Source organism: Paenibacillus sp. GCM10027628, assembly GCF_042676385.1.
Classification (GTDB): Bacteria; Bacillota; Bacilli; order Paenibacillales; family NBRC-103111; genus Paenibacillus_E.
Genome location: NZ_JBHTHA010000002.1, coordinates 493,434 through 512,257, shown reverse-complemented (window position 1 = coordinate 512,257; position 18,824 = coordinate 493,434). Strand labels below are relative to the sequence as shown.

The following is an 18,824-nucleotide window of genomic DNA, read 5'->3' as shown; positions in this document are numbered from 1 at the left end:
GATCATGAGAAATCTACAATTAATTGAAGTGGAAGATTTACTATACGGTGCGGGGATCTACGGCACAGGCGGGGGAGGAAGTCTCGAAGAAGCGCTGGCAACGGTCCGCAGGCTGTATGCGGAAGGGAAGCAAGTCGCGCTTGCCTCGCTGGAAGATATCGGAGATGATTGGCTCGTTGCTTCGCCGTATTATGTCGGCTCGGTCGCGCCTCCAAGCGAAAATATTCGGAAGCGTCTTGCCGGTTTAACCGAATTGCCGGATGAAGTTTCGACCTTGGCAGCCCAGGCGTTGCAAGACTACCTGGGAAAACCGATACAAGCGGTTATTGCGACAGAGTTAGGAGGGAACACTTCTTGCGCGATTGAAACCGCGATACGTTTGAATGTTCCTTTGATCGATGGGGATCCTGCGGGCCGGGCTGTTCCGGACCTTGCTCATACCACCTTTCACATCTTTGATGTGTCGATTTCCCCTTTTGCGCTAGCGAATCGTTTCGGCGATACGATTATTGTGCAGCATGCGGTCAATCATGATCGCGCCGAGCAAATCGCCCGCTCTTTTGCCACGAGTTCCGGGAATTTGGCTGGTGTCTGCGATCACCCGATTGAAGGCAGCCGCTTGAAACATTCGGTGATTCCGGGTACATTATCACTATCTGAATGTGTTGGGCGGGCCAGACGCTTATCCTTAGAGGAAGACCGATCACCCATCGAGAATATAGTAGCGGCAGGAAATGGCAGGCTTTTGGCTATCGGCAAGGTTTTAGAAGCCAATTGGAAGGACGCGGGCGGATTTATTGAAGGCGATGTGCTGATCGGCTCGGATGATGGCGAAGCTGCTCCGCTGTACATTTGGTTCCGCAATGAATTCATGCTGGCGCGGCGAGGTGATGAGATCCTCTCAGTCATTCCGGAATTGATTTCGGTATTGGACCGCCGAACGGGAATGCCTATTCTGAATCCGGATTGCCAAACCGGTATGGAAGTCGCAGTCATCACGTTACCAGCTCCAACTTACTGGGAAAGTGAGAAAGGCTTGTCTATCTTTGGCCCGTCTTATATCGGTTTAGAGAATGACCTTTACTTTTCTATTAAGGAAAGAAGGGCGTCAAAAACTTAGATCAACTCAAAATGAGAGGCGTGTAGGAATATGGATTTCAGAAAATACAAAACCTTTCAGGTTGTTGCGGATTGTCTGAATTTAACCCGTGCTGCCGATCAATTAGGCTATACGCAGCCGACGATTACGCTCCAGCTGCAATCGCTGGAAAGTGAATTGGGCGTCACGTTATTCAATCGTGTCGGGAAGAAAACGTTTTTGACTCCGTCCGGGAAACTGGTCAAGCAGTATATCGATCAGACATTTGCTTTACTTGAAGAAATGGAGCGCGAACTCAAGAAGCTGGATAATCCTCACGGCTTGTTGACCGTAGCGGCGCCCGAATTTTATTGCACGCAATATTTGTCGCTCATCATTCATTCCTATATATCGCAAAATCCGCAGGTGAAGCTGCAGCTGTTCTCTTGCGACAGCAACGACGCGATGAAAAAGGTCGCCGCGAATGAAGCGGATCTTGCGATCATCGCGGGTCCTTGCGACTCTCCGATTTTGGAAACTCTTCCTCTCGGTAAAGAGGATCTCGTTCTGGTAACGACCAGAGAGCTCTATGACAAGTATGACACGAACATTTTGATGGAAAAGTATCCGTTCATTACCTATAAGTCAGGGTCCAACATCCAGAGACTTGTCAATGAATGCCTGGAAGAGTACGGCTTTACGCCGGATAACTATATTGAGTGCGTAACCGATGAAACGATTAAACGTACGGTTCTGTATCATACAGGAATTGCTTTGCTGGGCTCAGCCCTCGTAGAGGAGGAACTAAGAAAGGGAACACTCGCTGAAATTCATCGCTTTCCCGGCAAAATTGAAACGTCGATGGTCATTTTGAAAAAACGATTGGATGAGAAAAATATTTATTCGTTCGCCGAGATTGTCAAACGAATCTGGACCGAAATGTAAGGCTTCCTCCTGAGGCATAGACCGTTCTTAACGGTTTATTCTGACGGGGGATTTTTGTTTTATGGGATGCGTGCATAATGTTTTTCAATCGTTATGATTGGAATATTCAATTTTTTTAATAAATTTCCCCATGTTACAATGGCAGTACTACGGGAGATAGAAAGAGGTGCGTCTGATGAATGCGGTGAAAAACAACAAGATTTCGTTAATCGGCGTCCCGCTGCAGTATGGTGCAGACCGCATAGGTGTGGACATGGGTCCGAGTGCGATTAGAGGTTCTAATGCACAGCAAAGATTGGAAGCTCTCGGTTATCAAATTCAAGATTTAGGCGATATTCATGTAAATAAAACGATTGAAGCTTATGCAGCAGGGGAAAAGCTCAAGCATCTCAAGGAAATCAAAAATGTAAACAGCCAGTTGTGCCATGTTGTTGCTGAGGAAATGGGCAAAGGACAATTCCCGCTCGTGCTTGGCGGTGATCATAGTATTGCGATCGGCACGATTAAAGGGGTTCTGCAGCATGTGAACAAGCTTGGCGTTATCTGGTTTGACGCGCATACGGATGTGAATACGGATGAAACCACGTTCTCAGGCAATATTCACGGCATGTCCTTGGCGGTTGCTCTTGGGTATGGTCATCCTGAGCTCACTTCTATCGGAGGCGTCGAGAAAAAAATTAGCCCCGAGAATGTCGTCATTATCGGCGCCAGATCGATTGACCAAGGCGAAAGGAAGTTTCTGAAAGAAAAAGGCATTCGCGTATTTACGATGCATGATATTGACCGAAACGGGATGAAGCAGGTCATGGAAGAGACGCTTGAGATCGTAACGAACGGAACCGATGGCGTTCACCTCAGCCTCGATCTTGATGGGATGGATCCCGGTGAAGCTCCCGGCGTAGGAACACCGGTATCCGGCGGCATGTCGTATCGGGAGAGCCATTTGGCCATGGAAATGCTGTATGAGCGTGAGTGTCTCGTCTCGGCTGAGTTTGTCGAAGTGAACCCGATGCTCGACCAGCATAATAAAACAGCGAAGACAGCCGTTGAGCTGATCGGCTCAGTGTTTGGAGAACGGATATTATAGCAGAGGAGAGTGGCGGCATGAGTAACACGAGCAGCATCATTGAACAAACGGAAAGATTCGGCGCACATAACTACCACCCGCTGCCGATCGTTATTTCGCGGGCGGATGGCGTTTGGGTCGAAGATCCGGAGGGCAACCGCTTCATGGATATGTTAAGTGCTTATTCGGCACTCAATCATGGGCACCGACATCCGAAGATCATTCAAGCGCTGAAGGATCAAGCGGATAAAGTGACACTGACATCGCGGGCGTTTCATAACGATCAACTTGGCGAGTTTTATGAAAAGTTGTCGGCATTGACAGGGAAAAACATGATTTTGCCGATGAACACCGGAGCCGAGGCGGTTGAGACTGCACTTAAAGCGGTAAGACGATGGGCTTATCAAGTCAAACAAGTACCGGCAGATCAAGCGGAAATTATCGTCTGCGAAGGCAATTTTCACGGCCGGACAATAACAGTTACATCCTTTTCATCTTCGGAAGAATACAAAGAAGGTTTCGGACCGTTTACACCTGGCTTCAAGATCATTCCTTATGGTGACCTGGCGGCCTTAAAGAAAGCGATTACAGCTAATACAGCGGCATTTCTGGTCGAGCCGATCCAAGGGGAAGCGGGAATAGTCATTCCACAGGAAGATTTCTTACTTGAGGCCTATCAAGTATGTAAAGAAAATAACGTCCTCTTCGTTGCGGATGAGATTCAGACAGGGTTTGGCCGTACGGGTAAGCTTTTCGCTTGCGATTGGGAAGCGGTGAAGCCGGACGTATATATTATGGGTAAAGCGCTTGGCGGCGGTGTGTTCCCGATTTCCGCGGTTGCTGCCAACGAGGAGATTCTCGGTGTTTTCAATCCTGGTTCTCACGGGTCGACCTTCGGTGGAAATCCGCTAGGTTGTGCGGTAGCGATTGCAGCTCTGGATGTGTTAAAGGATGAGGGGCTGGTCGAGCGCTCTTTAGAACTTGGGGAGTACTTTATTGAGAAGTTGCGTCAAATGGAGAGCCCGCGTATCCGCGAGGTGCGAGGCCGCGGCTTGTTCATCGGAGTTGAACTAAATGAGAAAGCGCGCCCTTATTGCGAGAAATTAAAAGAGCTTGGCCTACTGTGCAAAGAAACGCATGATACGACGATCCGATTTGCACCTCCGCTAACGATTACCAAAGAGCAGTTAGATTGGGCGCTTGAACGAATAAAACTAGTGCTCTAAGCCATTCGATTAGGAAAGAACGGGTGATTGTAATGTCGACCAACAAACAGCTTAGCCTCATTCAGGTGCCTTTCGGTCTTGGAGCGGGACGTCCTGGCACGGAAGATGGGCCGGAAAGCATGATACAAGCCGGCCTGATTCGGCAGATTCGCAAGACAGACTATGAACTGGCCGGTGAATATAAGGTGAGATGTCCGCTGCCTTCTGCTTCTCATTCAAGCGGTGATTTAGTGAAACATCTGCCTGAAGTGAAAGAGGTAAGCAGGATGGTTGCGAAGCAGGTGTCGCAAGCTGTTCTTGGGGGCACAATACCGCTTGTGCTGGGTGGCGACCATAGCATAACTATCGGTGTCCTTGCAGGACTTTCATCTCAGTTCTCTAACCTAGGCGTTATATATTTTGATGCGCACGCCGGTTTGAATACCGAGATAACAAGTCCGACTGGGCACCTAAACGGGATGCCCCTCGCTGTTGCTTTAGGCAAAGCACAATTGAAACTCAGTGAGATTGCGGATAACACCATTTCGATTAAGAGCGACAACGTGGTTATCATTGGTGTCCGCGATGTGGAACCGGATGAGAGAGAGCTGATTCAATCCGAAGGTATTACTTGTTTTACGATGCATGACATTGATCGGATGGGCATTGAGAAAGTCATCGAAAAGGCGATGCAGATTGCCGGAGATGGAACGGATGGCATCCATGTGAGCTTCGATGCCGATTGCTTGGACCCGCTAGAAGCTCCGGGTGTTGGCATGCCTGTGCCAGGCGGGCTGACTTACCGCGAAGCGCATTTTGCCTGTGAGCTGCTTGCGGAATCAGGACGTATTACTTCCATCGACGTTGTGGAAGTCAATTCGCTGCAGGATGAAAGCCGGCGTACTGCGCGGCTTGCGGTCGGATTGATCGCTTCCTTGCTGGGCAAGCGAATTTTATGATAAAAAAGCCGCTACGATTGGGTTAAACCATTCGTAACGGCTTTTCTTATTCCAGATTGTACTCTTTCATTTTATTATACAGCGTCCCGCGGGAGATGCCCAGAAGCTTGGCTGCCGCGCTTTTGTTTCCGGCTGTTTTTACCAACGCTTCTTCGATCAAGCCGATTTCATCACGATCCGATATTTTTGGCTTCAATGTTTTGTCGTTCAAGACGAGCAAGGCATCCGTCTCTGGATAAAGAAGACTTGGCTGCTGTTCTTGAAGCGATGGAGGCAGGTGGTCGAGTGTAATCATGTCCTCATCACTTAGAATGACGCAGCGTTCAACGATATTTCTAAGCTCTTGCAAATTGCCCGGCCAGTCGTAATTGGTAAAGGCAAGGATTACCTCCGGGGAAAGTGTCGGAAGCGGTTTTTGATACTGCAAGGAAAACTGCTTGAGATACATCTGCAGCATCGCCGGTATGTCTTCGATTCGCTCGCGCAAAGGCGGGATGCGAATGGATATGACATGAAGCGCATAGTACAAGTCTGAGCGGAATTCGTGCTTTTCGACAAGCTGCGCCAGGTCTTGCGTAGAGGCTGCAATGATGCGGGTCCGAACCGCTATCGGAGTGCTGCCTCCCGTGCGGACGAACGTTTGTTGATTCATATAGTCATACAATTTGGCTTGAAGATCCAACGATAATCGGTCGATCTCGTTCAAGAACAGCGTGCCGTCCTTCGCGAGCTCCAGTTTGCCGGCCTGTCCAGTTTGATTGCCCGTGAAGGCGCCGCCCTGGAAACCAAACAGCTCGGTCTCAAGCAGTCCTGCGGGTACAATACCGCAATTGACGGAAAGGAACAGCTGCTCCGAACGCGGACTGGCATTATGGATGATTTGAGCAAGCTGCTCCTTTCCGACACCCGTTTCGCCGATGAGCAGTACGGGGGTTTCGGTGGCAGCGACTTTTTTAGCCCACTGCACGACTTTTCCGATTGCCGGTCCCTTACCTTTGATAAAGGAAAAGAGATCTTCGGTGTTCGGTTTAGGATGCGGTTCGAATGTGTGGGACGCGGTCAATTGCTCGTTTAAACGAACGAGCTGCGTAATGTCCTGTTCGGTAGCAATACCGCCAATGATCATCCCTTGTACGTCCCGGATCGGCGAGGCGTTGATCAACACATGCGTATCCGGCCGCGGACGATGGTAGGTGTTGCGAATCATTCGCCCTTCGTCGAGAATTTTCAGGACCATAAGCGTTTCAGTCTCGAAGTGCTCACCAATTCGCCTTCCCAATATATCTGCCTGCGGAAGATTATAAAGCTCTTCTGCAACCGGGTTCCAGCAGATGACCTCGCCATTGCGGTCTACAACCGTGACAGCATCTGTAACCGTCTGGGCTAATGTGGAAAAATAAGCGGACCATTTTTGCTGCTCCCTGATGGAGTATTGTAGCAAATCCGATAAGTGAGCATATCCCAGGATCTTTCCTGCCGAATCCTTGAAAAGCAGAGGACGGTTCGTCGTATGCGGGAGATGAAGCAGCAACGAATCAAGCAAATGAGCCTCGTCATAAGGTAGGACGGCGGAATTGAAATGCTTATTTGCTTGCACAAACGCTTCAATGCTCAGTGCTGAGTTTGTCTGGAGCAAGCTAATATCCTCCGAGATAAACAAACAAGCCTGACTGTCCATGTGCACGAGAACCGCTTGTTCCTTTTCTAAATAGGATGCAAGCTCTTCTATTGTTGCATCAACCGTAAGCACATGAAAATGGGTGTTCAACGGAAATTGTTCATTTTTGAACATAAAATACCTCGCGCGTATCGCAATCGTTTCGTATAAATTTACCATGAATGCCTTTTGCATTCAACATCCCGGTGGTGTTCAAAGATTCACAATAATGACGGATGTGTACAAGTTGTCTCGTTGGTTTGTCCAACATTCATTTAATTTAAACAATAACTGTTCAAATTAAAGATGATAGTGTATAATAAAATCATTATATTATACAACATTGTACAATTCTGACGGGGGAATCACACAAATGGAAATGATGCTGAAAAACATGTTTCAAGCATTGGGCAAAAGCCGCTCAGCGAATCGTTTAGCGAAAAAATACGGTTTGCGATTTGGTGCCGCACGTTTTGTTGCCGGCGAGACGGTTAAACAATCGATTGACGCTGTTCGCATGCTAAATAAGGATGGAAGAATGGCTACGCTGGACCATCTGGGCGAGTTCGTGTTTAGCGAAGAGGAAGCTATCCAATCCGCCGACATGTGCATACAGACCTTGGATGCCATAGCGAGCTCAGGTGTTCAATCCAATCTTTCCTTGAAAATGACATCGTTAGGTCTGGATATCAGCCGTGAGCTTTGCATGAAGAACATGAGACGAATTCTTGACCGCGCAAGACAGCATGGCAATTTTGTCCGCATTGACATGGAAGACTACGCTCATTGTCAAATCTCGCTGGATATTTATAGAGAGCTGCGGGAGCAGTACGATAATGTGGGCATCGTGATCCAGGCATACCTGTTCAGAACCATGCAGGACATCCAAGATCTGAACGAACTGAAAGCCAATTTGCGTCTGGTTAAAGGCGCTTATAAAGAATCCCCTCAAGTCGCTTTTCCCGAAAAGCGGGATGTGGATGACAATTACAAAAAAATTATCGAAATGCATCTTACGAACGGCAATTATACCGCAGTTGCCAGTCATGACGAGGCCATCATAAACTACACGAAACAATTCGTAAGCGCACATGGCATTGATAGAGAGCGATTTGAATTTCAAATGCTTTACGGCATTTGTGAAGACTTGCAGAAGCAACTAGTGAAAGAAGGCTACCGGGTGCGTGTCTACGTTCCTTATGGTGTCGACTGGTTTGGTTATTTCATGAGACGTTTAGCCGAACGGCCAGCCAATGTCTGGTTTGTTCTTAAAAATATGTTCAAATAGGTTCACATTCGGAGAGGAGCAACGACAATGACAACATTTACAAAAGTAAGCACTTACGCAAACGAGCCTTTTACTAATTTCGCATTGGAAGAAAATAAAAAAGCGATGGAAGCTGCCATTGCAAAAGTGAAATCGGAACTTGGCCGCGAGTATCCGCTCTATATCGGAGCTGAGAAAGTAGTGACGGATGCAAAAATCACTTCCATCAACCCGGGAAATGTAGATGAAGTGATCGGTTATGTCAGCAAAGCGGATCAAGCTTTGGCGGAGAAAGCGATGAATGTCGCATTGGAAACGTTCGAATCTTGGAAAAAGGTTCCCGCCAGAGAACGTGCGGAATACTTGTTCAAAGCAGCCAAGCTGATGCGCGAGCGCAAGCATGAGTTCTCTGCATTAATGATTTTGGAATCCGGCAAAAACTATGTAGAAGCGGATGTAGACACTGCGGAAGCTATTGATTTCATGGAATTCTATGCTCGTGAAATGATTCGTTTGAGCGAAATTAATGAAACGCAGCCGCTGACTAAAATTGCCGGAGAAGACAATCACATTTCATATATCCCGCTTGGCGTAGGCGTAGTTATTCCGCCATGGAACTTCCCGCTAGCGATTTGCGTAGGGATGACGACGGCTGCTGTTGTGTCGGGGAATACGGTTTTGCTTAAGCCTGCATCGACAACACCAGTGATTGCACATAAATTTGTAGCCCTGATGCAAGAGGTTGGTCTTCCGGCCGGCGTGATCAACTTCATCCCGGGAAGCGGCGCCGAAGTAGGCGACTACTTGACAACACATCCGAAAACAAGATTCATCAGCTTTACAGGCTCCAAAGAAGTTGGCCTGCGCATTAACAAATTAGCCGCAGACACAGTTCCCGGTCAAATTTGGATTAAACGCGTTGTTGCGGAAATGGGCGGCAAAGACGGTATTGTCGTTGACGAAACGGCTGATCTTGATGCAGCGGCGGCGGCGATTGTCGCATCGGCTTTTGGTTTCCAAGGACAAAAATGCTCCGCGGGCTCCAGAGCGATTATTGTCGCATCCGTGTACGACGAAGTTGTAGAAAAAGTAGTCGCTTTAACGAAGGGGCTGCAAGTCGGACTTCCTGAACAGAACTTTTCCGCGGGTCCGGTAATTGACAAAAATTCATACAATAAAATTTTGGAATATATTGAAATCGGCAAAGGGGAAGGAACTTTGCTGGTCGGCGGCGAGAAGGCTGAGGGGAATGGTTTTTACATCCAGCCGACTGTATTTGGCGATGTGAGCGGCAAAGCGCGCATCATGCAGGAAGAAATTTTCGGGCCGGTTCTGGCTATCGCAAAAGCGCAAGATTGGCAAGAAGCGATCGCGATGTACAATGACACTGAATTTGGTTTGACAGGGTCTTACTTCTCCACGGATGAGGATCGCATTGCCGAGGCTCTCGAGACTGTACACTGTGGTAACTTGTACATCAATCGCAAATGCACAGGCGCATTAGTAGGTGTTCACCCATTCGGCGGCTTCAACATGTCAGGAACGGATTCAAAAGCAGGCGGCTACGATTACCTCTTGTTGTTTACGCAAGCGAAATTGACGTCCCGAAAAAAATAATCATGATAAGAGCCCTCCGGTTAAATGTGCGGAGGGCTCTTTTTTTACCACATAGGAAAGTTTAACTTCGTTAAAACACTAAAGTGCTTAACAAACTTTCCTATTGGCGAAAAAAACTTCCGCTAAACGCGGTCGCTCATCTTCGAAAGGACGTCGATAGACGTTTTTCTCATTTCTCCCCGAAGAAGCATCTTGTGTGGATAGAGAATTGGGCAATCGTGAGGTGCGGCATGAAACCGTTCCATTGCTAGCCATAGGTATTAATACAAAGAAGTCCGGGCATCAAGTTTAGATCATCTCCGTGCCCGGACTTATTTTTTAGTCCAATTGCGTCAGCTTCTCGCGGCCCATGAAGAAAGAGAAGACCAGCGCAAGTACGGATGGAATAATCGCCCATGCGAAGGTATGCGAGATGGAGGACGAGAGCGCAGTCGTAATCTTCTCCAAAACCTGCTGTGGAATGGCTTCCCTCGTTACCGACGATAGAATGGCGCTCGGATCGCTGAGATTGATGCCTGCTGGAATCTGGCTTTGACCGCCGCCCCCCGAGAACAATGCCGTCAACTTGTTGTTCATGGAATGGCTTTGAATAATCCCGAATACCGTGATTCCAATCGTCATCCCTAGCGAACGCAGGAAGTTCAGAGTGGCGCTAGCTGCGCCACGTTCCATAGGCGAGAATGAGAAGATCGCGGCATTGCTCAGTACGGAGAAGGTCGTCCCGATACCCAGGCCAATCAGAATCATGAAGATGATAATCATGAATTTATGTGATTCAATGCCAAGCGTTGTCAGCAAAATAGTGCCGACCGCAAGCAAAACAAGAGTTGGCACCATAAGCAAACGAAACGTCGTCTTGGTAATCAGGAAGCCGCTAATAGTTGACGACACAACGGAACTCAGCATCATCGGCAGGAGCACGAGTCCGGAGTTCGTCGCTTTTCCTCCCAGAACGCCCTGGATGAAGATCGGGATGTAGACCGATGCCGTGATGAACGCAGCGCCGCTGAATATGGAAATGACGTTGCTGGTCCAGTATAGACGCTTGCGAAACATGCCGAACGATATGATGGGCTCTTGAACGGTTCGTTCGATGAAGATAAATGCAACCAGAAGCGCGGCAAATCCGGCAAACAAGCTGATAATTAAGCCAGAATCCCAAGTATACTGTTTGCCTCCGAGCTCAAGCGCGAACATGAGGCATACCACGCTGCCGACGAACGCAACCGCGCCACCCCAGTCGATTCGCTGCTTTGTATGCTGAACGGACTCTTTATAGAAGAAAGCGATCATGATAAAGGCAATCAGACCCAACGGTAGGTTAATGTAGAAAATCCATTCCCACTTAATATAGTCGGTAATGTAAGCACCAAGGAGTGGTCCGAAAATACTCGACATTCCAAACACAGCTCCGAACAATCCGCCTAGTTTGCCGCGACTTTCAGCCGGAACGGCATCAAACATGATCGTAAAAGCAATTGGAATTAGCGCTCCCCCGCCTATTCCTTGTATAGCACGATAAATGCTCAACTCTACGATGGAATGCGCCGTTCCGCACAGGATGGAACCAAACATGAACATCAAAAGCCCGAAAATAAAAAACCGCTTGCGCCCATACATATCGGACAGCTTGCCGAAGATCGGCATGCCCGCCATTTCGGCGACCATGTAAGCCGACGTGACCCAGACGAATTTGTCCATCCCGCTGAGTTCGCCGACGATCGTTCCCATCGCTGTCGTGACAATCGTGTTGTCCATGGATGCCATCAGAATCCCAAGTAGTAAGCCGGAGACGACAACACCCACATTGTTACGAGGTGTAATCATTGTTTGTCTTCCTTCCCATTTCATCTTCATAATATTTTCTATTCCTTCATCAATGCAGCTCCATATTAGTGGGAAACTTGCTCTAAGAGCCAATTATAGAGCAACGGGTCAGCGTAGGTTTCTGACAAATCGTGACCCGCATTTGGATAAATGGTTAATTTTACATTCCCTTTATGTCGTTTTACGGCTTCTACCATATTAAGTGTTTCCTGCAATGGAATTACATCATCTTTCTCGCCGTGAAACGCCCATATCGGGATATTCTTCAAGACCTCTGCTTTGTCAGGTTCCCCACCCCCGCACATAGGAGCCAATGCAGCAAATCGCTGCGGATATTTAATGGCTAAATCCCATACGCCATAGCCGCCCATACTGATTCCTGTCAGATAGATTCTCTTGTGATCCACAGGGTATTCTGCAACGATCTCATCAAGAAGAGCTATTATTGAGTCTGTTTCCATATTCCAAGAGGATTGGTTAGGACATTGTGGGGTAACGACTATAAATGGGATGTCTGACTTTTTCTCGAGTTGCTGTGGAAGGAAATCTAATCTTAATAGATCCAAATCATTTCCCCGCTGTGATACGCCATGGAGATAAAGGAGCAGGGGCAATGGCTGAGAAGACTCTATTCTATCCGGTAAATGAAGCAAATAATTTAGACTCGCACCGTCTTTTCGCAATTTCTCGTCAATTCGAATCATAATAATATCACCATCCCCAATGATCTAAGTCCAATATAAAAAAAACTTCTTATCGCAGACTCTCTAATCACTAATTCATGCCTATCTCTCCCCCTTTTTAAATCTTTCACTAACATGAAGTGGAATTGAATCCATATTAGTGCAATAATGAATATTAGGGAAGAACCCACTTTTTAGTGATATACATACCCAAAAGTAATAATTGTAAAGGAAGTGGAGTTTATGGCTATGACTTTTTGCTATAATAAGCTCGAAATCTGCATTAGAGTGATCGGCGGTAAATGGAAGGGACTTATTCTATATCATTTGCATTTTGGTCCAAAACGAACGACTGAGCTGCAGAAGCTCGTGGTAAATATTACACAAAAAATGTTGATACAATCTTTAAGAGAGTTGGAGGATGATGGTATTGTAAAAAGAACGATATATAACCAAGTGCCTCCCAAAGTAGAGTACTCTTTAACCGAGCTCGGATTGTCACTTCATCCCATACTGGTGACTCTTACGGATTGGGGCGGAATGTATCAAGAACATTTTCAGAAAGAATCGGAGATGAACTCCGTATAAAATTGCAATATTCAGTCGTCAAAAAATCAAACAGCGGCGGACCAAGACTTGAAAAATCAAAGTCTTAGACTGCCGCTGTTGTCATTTACGCCGGATTTAGTGCTTTTTTGCGTAAAATAAAGGTGGTGTTTATAGTGAATATTTATACCTTTCCCAATGGATTTTCACATTAATTGTGAAAATACGGGTATGACTTGTCGTAAAATTGATGATCCAGTCTCATCAATGTTGTGAAAAGCCCCCATTGGTTATGCGTTTTAAAGATGAACTTTTCTTACCAGGTTTTCTCAGCTACTTTTCAATGCATGCAGGATGGCTGGCAGCAGGCCGGGGAAACGTGTATTTAAATCGTCATATCGAATAGATATAAACCGCTGCGTTCCTTCTAATCTTGTTGCTGTAACCCCTGATTCTCTAAGCACCTTGTAATGATGAGAGAGAGTCGAACTGGGAATGGGCATAACCAGGCTGGCGCAATATTTCTCGCCATTTTCATCTAAATGCTTAATGATATCCAGTCTTATCTGATCGCTTAGCGCATATAGCACAGTGGTCAGCTTCATTTCATTCAAGTCTGGATGATAGAGAGTTCTCAAGATTGATCACCTGCCGGACATTTTGGATAGCTAAAGTATAACAGGATAAGAGATCGAATTTCAATTGTTCTAAAATTTTTGAAATAAGAGATACGAATCCTCCCTTTTCATAGGCAATCATCCAAATGAAATGTTATAATTTTCCTATATGACCGGATGAATGGATGGGGATCTCGCATGAAAGTTATTTATGTCCTGATGTTCGTCTCGATGTGGACGACGGGTATTTTGTTTTTGTTCAATTCCAATAAAAATAATTTTTGGAGCGGGATGTGCTTATTGTTCGGAGGGATGGCCAGCTTTGCGTTCGCTGTGCATTTGTCTATCATGCCAGTGCTGCTTAGTTACAATCTGGTTCATCCTTTCTTTGGTGAACTGCTCTATCGCATGAGTGTGATCGCGATGAATATTTATTTTTATTTTCTTCCATATATCTTTTGCATGGGCGGGTTATGGCTGAGCAACAACTTTTCCTCGAAGAACAGGGTCCTTATCTCTTGCCTGCTGGCAGTCATCCCCATTGTCCTGATCGTGAATCATGCTTGGATAAACGGATGGAATCAGTTTGAAGCTAGCCATTTCCGTTGGTGGGCGGGTGCTTATGTGGCACTTGGGTGCATGTTCTACTATATGTCTGTTCAAAAAGAAACGGATACGTTTTCTAAGAAAAGCAAACGCCGCGTGGGCATCATTTTTAGTTCAGGTATGTCATGGGCTTTCATAAGCGACTATGTGGGATTTGAGTCCTTGAAACTGGGCATGTGGACGTTCGATCTGCAGAGCAACGGGACCTGGCAATACAATTTTATTTTGATTCTATCTTTGATCAGTCTCGTCATCTATAACACCGTGCGTTACGGATTTTTGGGGATCAAACTCAAAATTGAGCGGGAACGACTGGACTATTCCATGCGGGCGTTAACGATGGGGGTGTCAATTCTTAATCATTCGATCAAGAACGAGATTCAAAAAATCAATTATTTGACGGAAAAAAGCAGTGATTTGATTCGGGACAATCAGCCGGAGCGATCGCTGCAAGCGATTGAGCAAGTACACGCTATTACGGCTCATTTGCTGAATATGGTCAACAGTATCAAAGAAAAGGCCGATGACATCGTGCTCCAAGAGAGGCCATTTCCACTCCGCGAGCTGCTCGAGGCAGCTGCTGCTTTCATGAAGCCGGTCTTTGAACATAAGGAGATAGAGATCATTTTGAACATCGATGCGGAAGGGGAGCTGTATGGCGATCCTGTTCATCTGAAAGAAACGCTGTCCAATTTGATTCATAACGCCATCGATGCGTTGCCAAGCAGCGGGGGGATACTCCAAATACGCACTTATGTAACCAAAAAAGGACTGTATATCGATCTGAAAGACAACGGCGCGGGGATCCCAAAAGAAAATCTGTCCAAAATTTTTGAGCCCTTCTATACGACGAAAAAAAATACGCTCAATCACGGACTGGGGTTGTCGTACTGTTACAGTGTATTGTTAAAGCACGGCGGGCAATTAAGCATACCTGAGAGCGAAATAAATAAAGGAACCACAGTGAGACTGCAATTCCCTATACAAAAATTCAAACCGACTTCCAAAGTGATTCCTACTTCCGAATGGAAATCTCCTTCCGTCTTGTAGATCTATGTTAATCCTCTTTCGTGTGGGTTAGTTTGGCTTTAATACTCTTGAGTTGTGTTTTTATCGTATTCGCGGATTTATGCAACTTCTCGGAAATTTGCTGCTTGCTTAAGCCTTCTTTCCGCAACTCGAATACTTCTCTTTCTGTAGGGGATAAATTCATTAATTGAATTTCATTTCGCATGATTTGTGCGGCGTCAAAATGGATCGAAGAACGATCGCTGTAGGCGTCGCGTATGGCACGGACGATGTCTTTATAGCTTGATTTATTAATATAGTTTAGGGCGCCCATCTGGAACGACTTCATCACAATCTCTTTTTCCGTAAGTGAAGTAAGCATGATAATTTTGATCCGGTTTTGCTGAAATAAAGATAGAATTTCGCTTGTTGCCTCGAGGCCATCCAAATTATTACCTGTCAAATTAATATCCATCAAAATAATGTCGATCTGCTTGTCACGCGCGAACTGGACGGCTTGTTCTTTCGTAGCGGCCAAAGCGGCAACCTCGATATCAGGTTCTATCTCCAAATCGGCGGTCAAATTTTGCTGCCAAAACGGGTCATCTTCGACGAGCATTACGCGAATGCTATTCACTTCAAGCCACCCCTAATTTCATCCAACTACGCAGTATGCGTCATATATGAATAGTATACCAAGACGCTGTGACGATCTAAAGGGTGATCTTTTCTCACCCCGGGGGGTGAAAAAAAATCATCCTACTCAGCTCTCCCGGCTACTTGTATAATCCGATGTATACAGAAACGCCATGTTCATGTATTGACCAGTCTTATCCCCGCTTTACCCGGTAAACTTGTATGTTCCACGATCGATTTCTTACATCCTCATTGCTCCATTCCCGGTGCCCGCTTGCTGTTCCAACAGCTTGCCGGGCATTTCCTCATTTTATGCCAAGCGAATATTGAAATAAAGCTTAATAATGAGCTAGAATGATAGAGTCAAAATTAAAGATAGAGAGAGGCATAACGATGATTGATCATATTGTACTTGTTAAATTCAGTGAAACCACGACGCAGGAGCAGCTGCAGGAAGTCGTGACCCGATTTAAAGCGTTAAGAAGCCACTTAACCGGTATCGTCGATCTTCAAGCCGGCCTGAACTTCTCAGAGAAAAATCAAGGCTACCAAATTATTTTATCGGTTCGTTTCGAAGATCGGGCAGCATTGGCGGCTTATGGGCCGAACCCGGAGCATCAAGCAGTCGCTGCTTATATTAGAGAAGTTGGTAGAGTGGACAGCCTCATTGTCGATATGGAGATTTAAAAACGGATATGTTTGATTTGCGTTTTCAGACGGTTCAGGGTTCTTCTTATTCGCCCTTTGTCGGCAGGGAGCAGGCTGATGTCCAACATGGCGGCGATGGTTTCAGCAACCTTCTCGATGGTCATAGCTTCCGTATCCAGGCTTGGAAGCCCATAATGTAAAATGATGAACGGTTACGTTATTATTTCTCAATCGTCCCACGATTTCATCGAAATATAGCGGGTCTACGACAGTCATCGGAACAATAATCGTTCCCTTAAATTCTTTGCTGATGTAGGCTAGCATCTGATAATTAAACTCGCGCCACATCGGGTAGTTTTGAAAATCTCCGCCCGATAGCTCCTTTGGGATGTTTTTTCTAATAAAGTAGCCTGCATGTTCGGGGTCGTAGACAAAGGAATTAGGAATTCTTCGGTAAAGTTCAAAAGAGGTCTGAGTTTTTCCTGATCCAAATGCGCCGTTGATCCATATGATCACAAAAACACACCTCGCTTATTTTCAGGACCGCGTTATCGGTTCGAACATCCTGTTAGTCGGATACAACAGTAAAAACGTTCAAGAGAAGCCTCATTAACTTATGTAGGCTTCTTTTCATTCCCCCGAAAAACTTGTCTATCGAATGGTCTGAACGATACCTCGTCTGAATAAATATATATGCAAACGCTTCAGGTTCAACAGCAAAATCTATCAATGAGGTGATTCGATTATGAGTACGGACAAGAACAAACTTACGACGAGTTGGGGAGCCCCAGTTGGAGATAACCAAAACTCCATCACAGCGGGGTCGCGCGGACCGACTTTAATTCAAGATGTCCACCTCCTGGAGAAATTGGCGCATTTCAATAGAGAGCGCGTACCGGAACGGGTCGTTCATGCGAAGGGCGCCGGAGCGCACGGCTATTTTGAAGTGACGAATGATTTAACGCAGTATACGAAAGCCAACTTTTTATCGGAAGTGGGAAAACGTACGCCATTGTTTGTGCGTTTCTCGACGGTTGCCGGGGAGAACGGCTCTGCGGATACGGTTCGTGATCCACGCGGATTCGCCGTTAAATTCTATACCGAAGAGGGCAATTACGACCTCGTGGGGAACAATACGCCTGTATTTTTTATTCGGGATGCAATAAAATTCCCGGATTTTATCCACACGCAGAAGCGCCATCCGCAGACACATTTGAAAAATCCGAACGCCGTCTGGGATTTCTGGTCATTATCTCCGGAATCCTTGCATCAAGTAACCATTCTGATGTCCGATCGCGGGATACCGGCCACTTTCCGCCATATGCACGGCTTCGGAAGCCATACATTCAAGTGGGTGAATGCGGAAGGTCAAGGCGTATGGGTGAAGTATCATTTTAAAACGGAACAAGGGATCCAGAACCTGGCTCCTGAGCTTGCTGCGCAAATCGCCGGCGAGAATCCGGATTATCATACGGAAGAGCTATTCAATGCAATCGCGAATGGCGACTTTCCTGCATGGAAACTGTGCGTGCAGATCATGCCGCTGGAGGATGCGAATACGTATCGGTTTGATCCGTTCGATGTTACCAAAGTCTGGTCTCAAAAAGACTATCCGCTCATCGAAGTGGGCCGTATGGTTTTGGATCGAAATCCGGAAAATTATTTTGCCGAGGTGGAGCAAGCGACCTTTTCGCCCGGCACTTTAGTGCCCGGTATCGACGTCTCCCCGGATAAAATGCTGCAAGGCCGGCTGTTTGCTTATCATGACGCGCATCGCTACCGCGTAGGGGCGAACCATCAGGCATTGCCGATCAATGCCGCGCGTAATGCAGTGAACAACTACCAGCGGGACGGCCAAATGCGTTTTGACAATAACGGCGGAGGCTCCGTTTATTATGAGCCAAACAGCTTTGGGGGGCCTAAAGAAACGCCCGAAAACAAGCCGGCGCCGTACGAAGTATCGGGTGCTGCCGATAGCGTGGCTTACGATCATCATGACCACTATACGCAGCCGGGCGATTTGTATCGACTACTAAGCGAAGAAGAGCGCGGCCGGTTGATACAAACGATTGTAGGCGCGATGAAACCCGTTGAAAGCGACGAAATCAAGTTGAGACAGATCGGGCACTTTTACAAAGCGGATCCTGATTATGGAGGGCGTGTGGCCGCAGGGCTCGGTCTATCGGTTCCTGAGTAAAAGTTTTCGGTTCTCTAACCCCCCCTATTTTATTGGCGATAAAACCAACCTCTAAACGCGGTCGCTCATTGTTGAGCGGCCTCGATAGAGGTATTAGTTTTCAGGGAAGACGTGTGGCTCACCATTCTAAGCGAGTTTGACCATATGGGACGCTGATCGATGCTGATCAATGCGTAACGATGTTATTGAGACTGTCGAACAACTTTGTACCTTTGAGAAGAACCCATAGAATAAGTTCTTATTTTCGGTTGATTTCATCTAT

General features: G+C 46.6%; 18 protein-coding genes. 11 read left to right on the top strand and 7 right to left on the bottom strand.

Translation table 11 applies throughout. The features are described 5' to 3' along the window. Window positions 1-4 precede the first annotated feature (4 nt). The 5 genes from ACFQZT_RS03470 to rocF (ACFQZT_RS03450) all read left to right on the top strand — a co-directional run bounded on the left by ACFQZT_RS03470 (window position 5) and on the right by rocF (ACFQZT_RS03450) (window position 5,253). Window positions 5-1,120 carry an S-methyl thiohydantoin desulfurase family protein gene (locus ACFQZT_RS03470; protein WP_379296563.1) on the top strand — a complete coding sequence of 372 codons (1,116 nt, stop codon included), beginning with the start codon at window positions 5-7 and terminating at the stop codon, window positions 1,118-1,120. A gap of 30 nt (window positions 1,121-1,150) precedes the next feature. After that, entirely contained in the window at window positions 1,151-2,023 is an 873-nt protein-coding gene (locus ACFQZT_RS03465; RefSeq protein WP_379296561.1) for a LysR family transcriptional regulator, read from the top strand. 175 nt (window positions 2,024-2,198) lie between these two features. Beyond that, on the top strand, window positions 2,199-3,110 hold the full coding sequence (rocF, locus tag ACFQZT_RS03460; protein WP_379296559.1) for an arginase: 912 nt from the start codon (window positions 2,199-2,201) through the stop codon (window positions 3,108-3,110). Window positions 3,111-3,127: 17 nt separating this feature from the next. Beyond that, on the top strand, window positions 3,128-4,315 hold the full coding sequence (locus ACFQZT_RS03455) for an ornithine--oxo-acid transaminase (RefSeq protein WP_379296557.1): 1,188 nt from the start codon (window positions 3,128-3,130) through the stop codon (window positions 4,313-4,315). A gap of 32 nt (window positions 4,316-4,347) precedes the next feature. Beyond that, window positions 4,348-5,253 carry an arginase gene (gene rocF, locus ACFQZT_RS03450; RefSeq protein WP_379296555.1) on the top strand — a complete coding sequence of 302 codons (906 nt, stop codon included), beginning with the start codon at window positions 4,348-4,350 and terminating at the stop codon, window positions 5,251-5,253. Between the two features lie 46 nt (window positions 5,254-5,299). Here the strand turns inward: rocF (ACFQZT_RS03450) and ACFQZT_RS03445 are convergent, their stop codons facing one another. Then, the gene (locus tag ACFQZT_RS03445; protein ID WP_379296553.1) at window positions 5,300-7,045 is read right to left on the bottom strand and encodes a sigma-54 interaction domain-containing protein; all 1,746 of its coding nucleotides are present in this window, start codon (window positions 7,043-7,045) and stop codon (window positions 5,300-5,302) included. Between the two features lie 238 nt (window positions 7,046-7,283). Here ACFQZT_RS03445 and ACFQZT_RS03440 point away from each other — a divergent pair, with 238 nt between their 5' ends. Together ACFQZT_RS03440 and pruA are read left to right on the top strand one after the other, a co-directional pair. Then, window positions 7,284-8,198 (top strand): proline dehydrogenase family protein, encoded by a 915-nt coding sequence (locus ACFQZT_RS03440; protein WP_379296551.1) that lies wholly within the window; start codon window positions 7,284-7,286, stop codon window positions 8,196-8,198. Window positions 8,199-8,225: 27 nt separating this feature from the next. Next, the gene (gene pruA, locus ACFQZT_RS03435) at window positions 8,226-9,794 is read left to right on the top strand and encodes an L-glutamate gamma-semialdehyde dehydrogenase (RefSeq protein ID WP_379296549.1); all 1,569 of its coding nucleotides are present in this window, start codon (window positions 8,226-8,228) and stop codon (window positions 9,792-9,794) included. A 318-nt stretch (window positions 9,795-10,112) separates the two neighbouring features. Here pruA and ACFQZT_RS03430 read toward each other — a convergent pair whose 3' ends face one another. Continuing rightward, window positions 10,113-11,621 (bottom strand): MDR family MFS transporter, encoded by a 1,509-nt coding sequence (locus ACFQZT_RS03430; RefSeq protein ID WP_379296547.1) that lies wholly within the window; start codon window positions 11,619-11,621, stop codon window positions 10,113-10,115. Window positions 11,622-11,686: 65 nt separating this feature from the next. Continuing rightward, window positions 11,687-12,325, bottom strand: a complete 639-nt coding sequence (locus tag ACFQZT_RS03425; protein WP_379296545.1) for a carboxylesterase family protein — start codon at window positions 12,323-12,325, stop codon at window positions 11,687-11,689. Window positions 12,326-12,547: 222 nt separating this feature from the next. On the opposite strand from ACFQZT_RS03425, the gene ACFQZT_RS03420 reads away from it, so the two are divergent. After that, entirely contained in the window at window positions 12,548-12,892 is a 345-nt protein-coding gene (locus ACFQZT_RS03420; protein WP_185671303.1) for a winged helix-turn-helix transcriptional regulator, read from the top strand. 287 nt (window positions 12,893-13,179) lie between these two features. On the opposite strand, the gene ACFQZT_RS03415 is transcribed toward ACFQZT_RS03420, so the two are convergent. Next, entirely contained in the window at window positions 13,180-13,488 is a 309-nt protein-coding gene (locus tag ACFQZT_RS03415) for an ArsR/SmtB family transcription factor (protein WP_379296543.1), read from the bottom strand. A 177-nt stretch (window positions 13,489-13,665) separates the two neighbouring features. Here ACFQZT_RS03415 and ACFQZT_RS03410 point away from each other — a divergent pair, with 177 nt between their 5' ends. Continuing rightward, entirely contained in the window at window positions 13,666-15,123 is a 1,458-nt protein-coding gene (locus ACFQZT_RS03410) for a sensor histidine kinase (RefSeq protein WP_379296541.1), read from the top strand. Window positions 15,124-15,130: 7 nt separating this feature from the next. Here the strand turns inward: ACFQZT_RS03410 and ACFQZT_RS03405 are convergent, their stop codons facing one another. Beyond that, window positions 15,131-15,718 (bottom strand): response regulator transcription factor, encoded by a 588-nt coding sequence (locus ACFQZT_RS03405; protein WP_379296539.1) that lies wholly within the window; start codon window positions 15,716-15,718, stop codon window positions 15,131-15,133. A gap of 392 nt (window positions 15,719-16,110) precedes the next feature. Between ACFQZT_RS03405 and ACFQZT_RS03400 the strand changes: the two genes are divergently transcribed. Continuing rightward, window positions 16,111-16,404: a Dabb family protein gene (locus tag ACFQZT_RS03400; RefSeq protein ID WP_379296537.1), complete on the top strand. Its 294-nt coding sequence runs from the start codon at window positions 16,111-16,113 to the stop codon at window positions 16,402-16,404. Here the strand turns inward: ACFQZT_RS03400 and ACFQZT_RS03395 are convergent. Next, entirely contained in the window at window positions 16,401-16,529 is a 129-nt protein-coding gene (locus ACFQZT_RS03395; protein ID WP_379296535.1) for a hypothetical protein, read from the bottom strand. The two genes, ACFQZT_RS03400 and ACFQZT_RS03395, sit on opposite strands and share 4 nt — an antisense overlap. After that, entirely contained in the window at window positions 16,507-16,881 is a 375-nt protein-coding gene (locus ACFQZT_RS03390) for a DEAD/DEAH box helicase family protein (protein ID WP_379296533.1), read from the bottom strand. Before ACFQZT_RS03390 ends, ACFQZT_RS03395 begins: the two co-directional genes overlap by 23 nt. Window positions 16,882-17,110: 229 nt before the next feature. On the opposite strand from ACFQZT_RS03390, the gene katA reads away from it, so the two are divergent. After that, entirely contained in the window at window positions 17,111-18,562 is a 1,452-nt protein-coding gene (gene katA, locus ACFQZT_RS03385; protein ID WP_379296531.1) for a catalase KatA, read from the top strand. Window positions 18,563-18,824 lie beyond the last annotated feature (262 nt).

Coding starts and splice junctions, on each gene's coding strand:
- ACFQZT_RS03470 (WP_379296563.1), top strand. CDS start 5: ATGAGAAATCTACAATTAATTGAAGTGGAAGATTTACTATACGGTGCG.
- ACFQZT_RS03465 (WP_379296561.1), top strand. CDS start 1,151: ATGGATTTCAGAAAATACAAAACCTTTCAGGTTGTTGCGGATTGTCTG.
- rocF (WP_379296559.1), top strand. CDS start 2,199: ATGAATGCGGTGAAAAACAACAAGATTTCGTTAATCGGCGTCCCGCTG.
- ACFQZT_RS03455 (WP_379296557.1), top strand. CDS start 3,128: ATGAGTAACACGAGCAGCATCATTGAACAAACGGAAAGATTCGGCGCA.
- rocF (WP_379296555.1), top strand. CDS start 4,348: ATGTCGACCAACAAACAGCTTAGCCTCATTCAGGTGCCTTTCGGTCTT.
- ACFQZT_RS03445 (WP_379296553.1), bottom strand. CDS start 7,045: ATGTTCAAAAATGAACAATTTCCGTTGAACACCCATTTTCATGTGCTT.
- ACFQZT_RS03440 (WP_379296551.1), top strand. CDS start 7,284: ATGGAAATGATGCTGAAAAACATGTTTCAAGCATTGGGCAAAAGCCGC.
- pruA (WP_379296549.1), top strand. CDS start 8,226: ATGACAACATTTACAAAAGTAAGCACTTACGCAAACGAGCCTTTTACT.
- ACFQZT_RS03430 (WP_379296547.1), bottom strand. CDS start 11,621: ATGATTACACCTCGTAACAATGTGGGTGTTGTCGTCTCCGGCTTACTA.
- ACFQZT_RS03425 (WP_379296545.1), bottom strand. CDS start 12,325: ATGATTCGAATTGACGAGAAATTGCGAAAAGACGGTGCGAGTCTAAAT.
- ACFQZT_RS03420 (WP_185671303.1), top strand. CDS start 12,548: ATGGCTATGACTTTTTGCTATAATAAGCTCGAAATCTGCATTAGAGTG.
- ACFQZT_RS03410 (WP_379296541.1), top strand. CDS start 13,666: ATGAAAGTTATTTATGTCCTGATGTTCGTCTCGATGTGGACGACGGGT.
- ACFQZT_RS03400 (WP_379296537.1), top strand. CDS start 16,111: ATGATTGATCATATTGTACTTGTTAAATTCAGTGAAACCACGACGCAG.
- ACFQZT_RS03395 (WP_379296535.1), bottom strand. CDS start 16,529: ATGACCATCGAGAAGGTTGCTGAAACCATCGCCGCCATGTTGGACATC.
- katA (WP_379296531.1), top strand. CDS start 17,111: ATGAGTACGGACAAGAACAAACTTACGACGAGTTGGGGAGCCCCAGTT.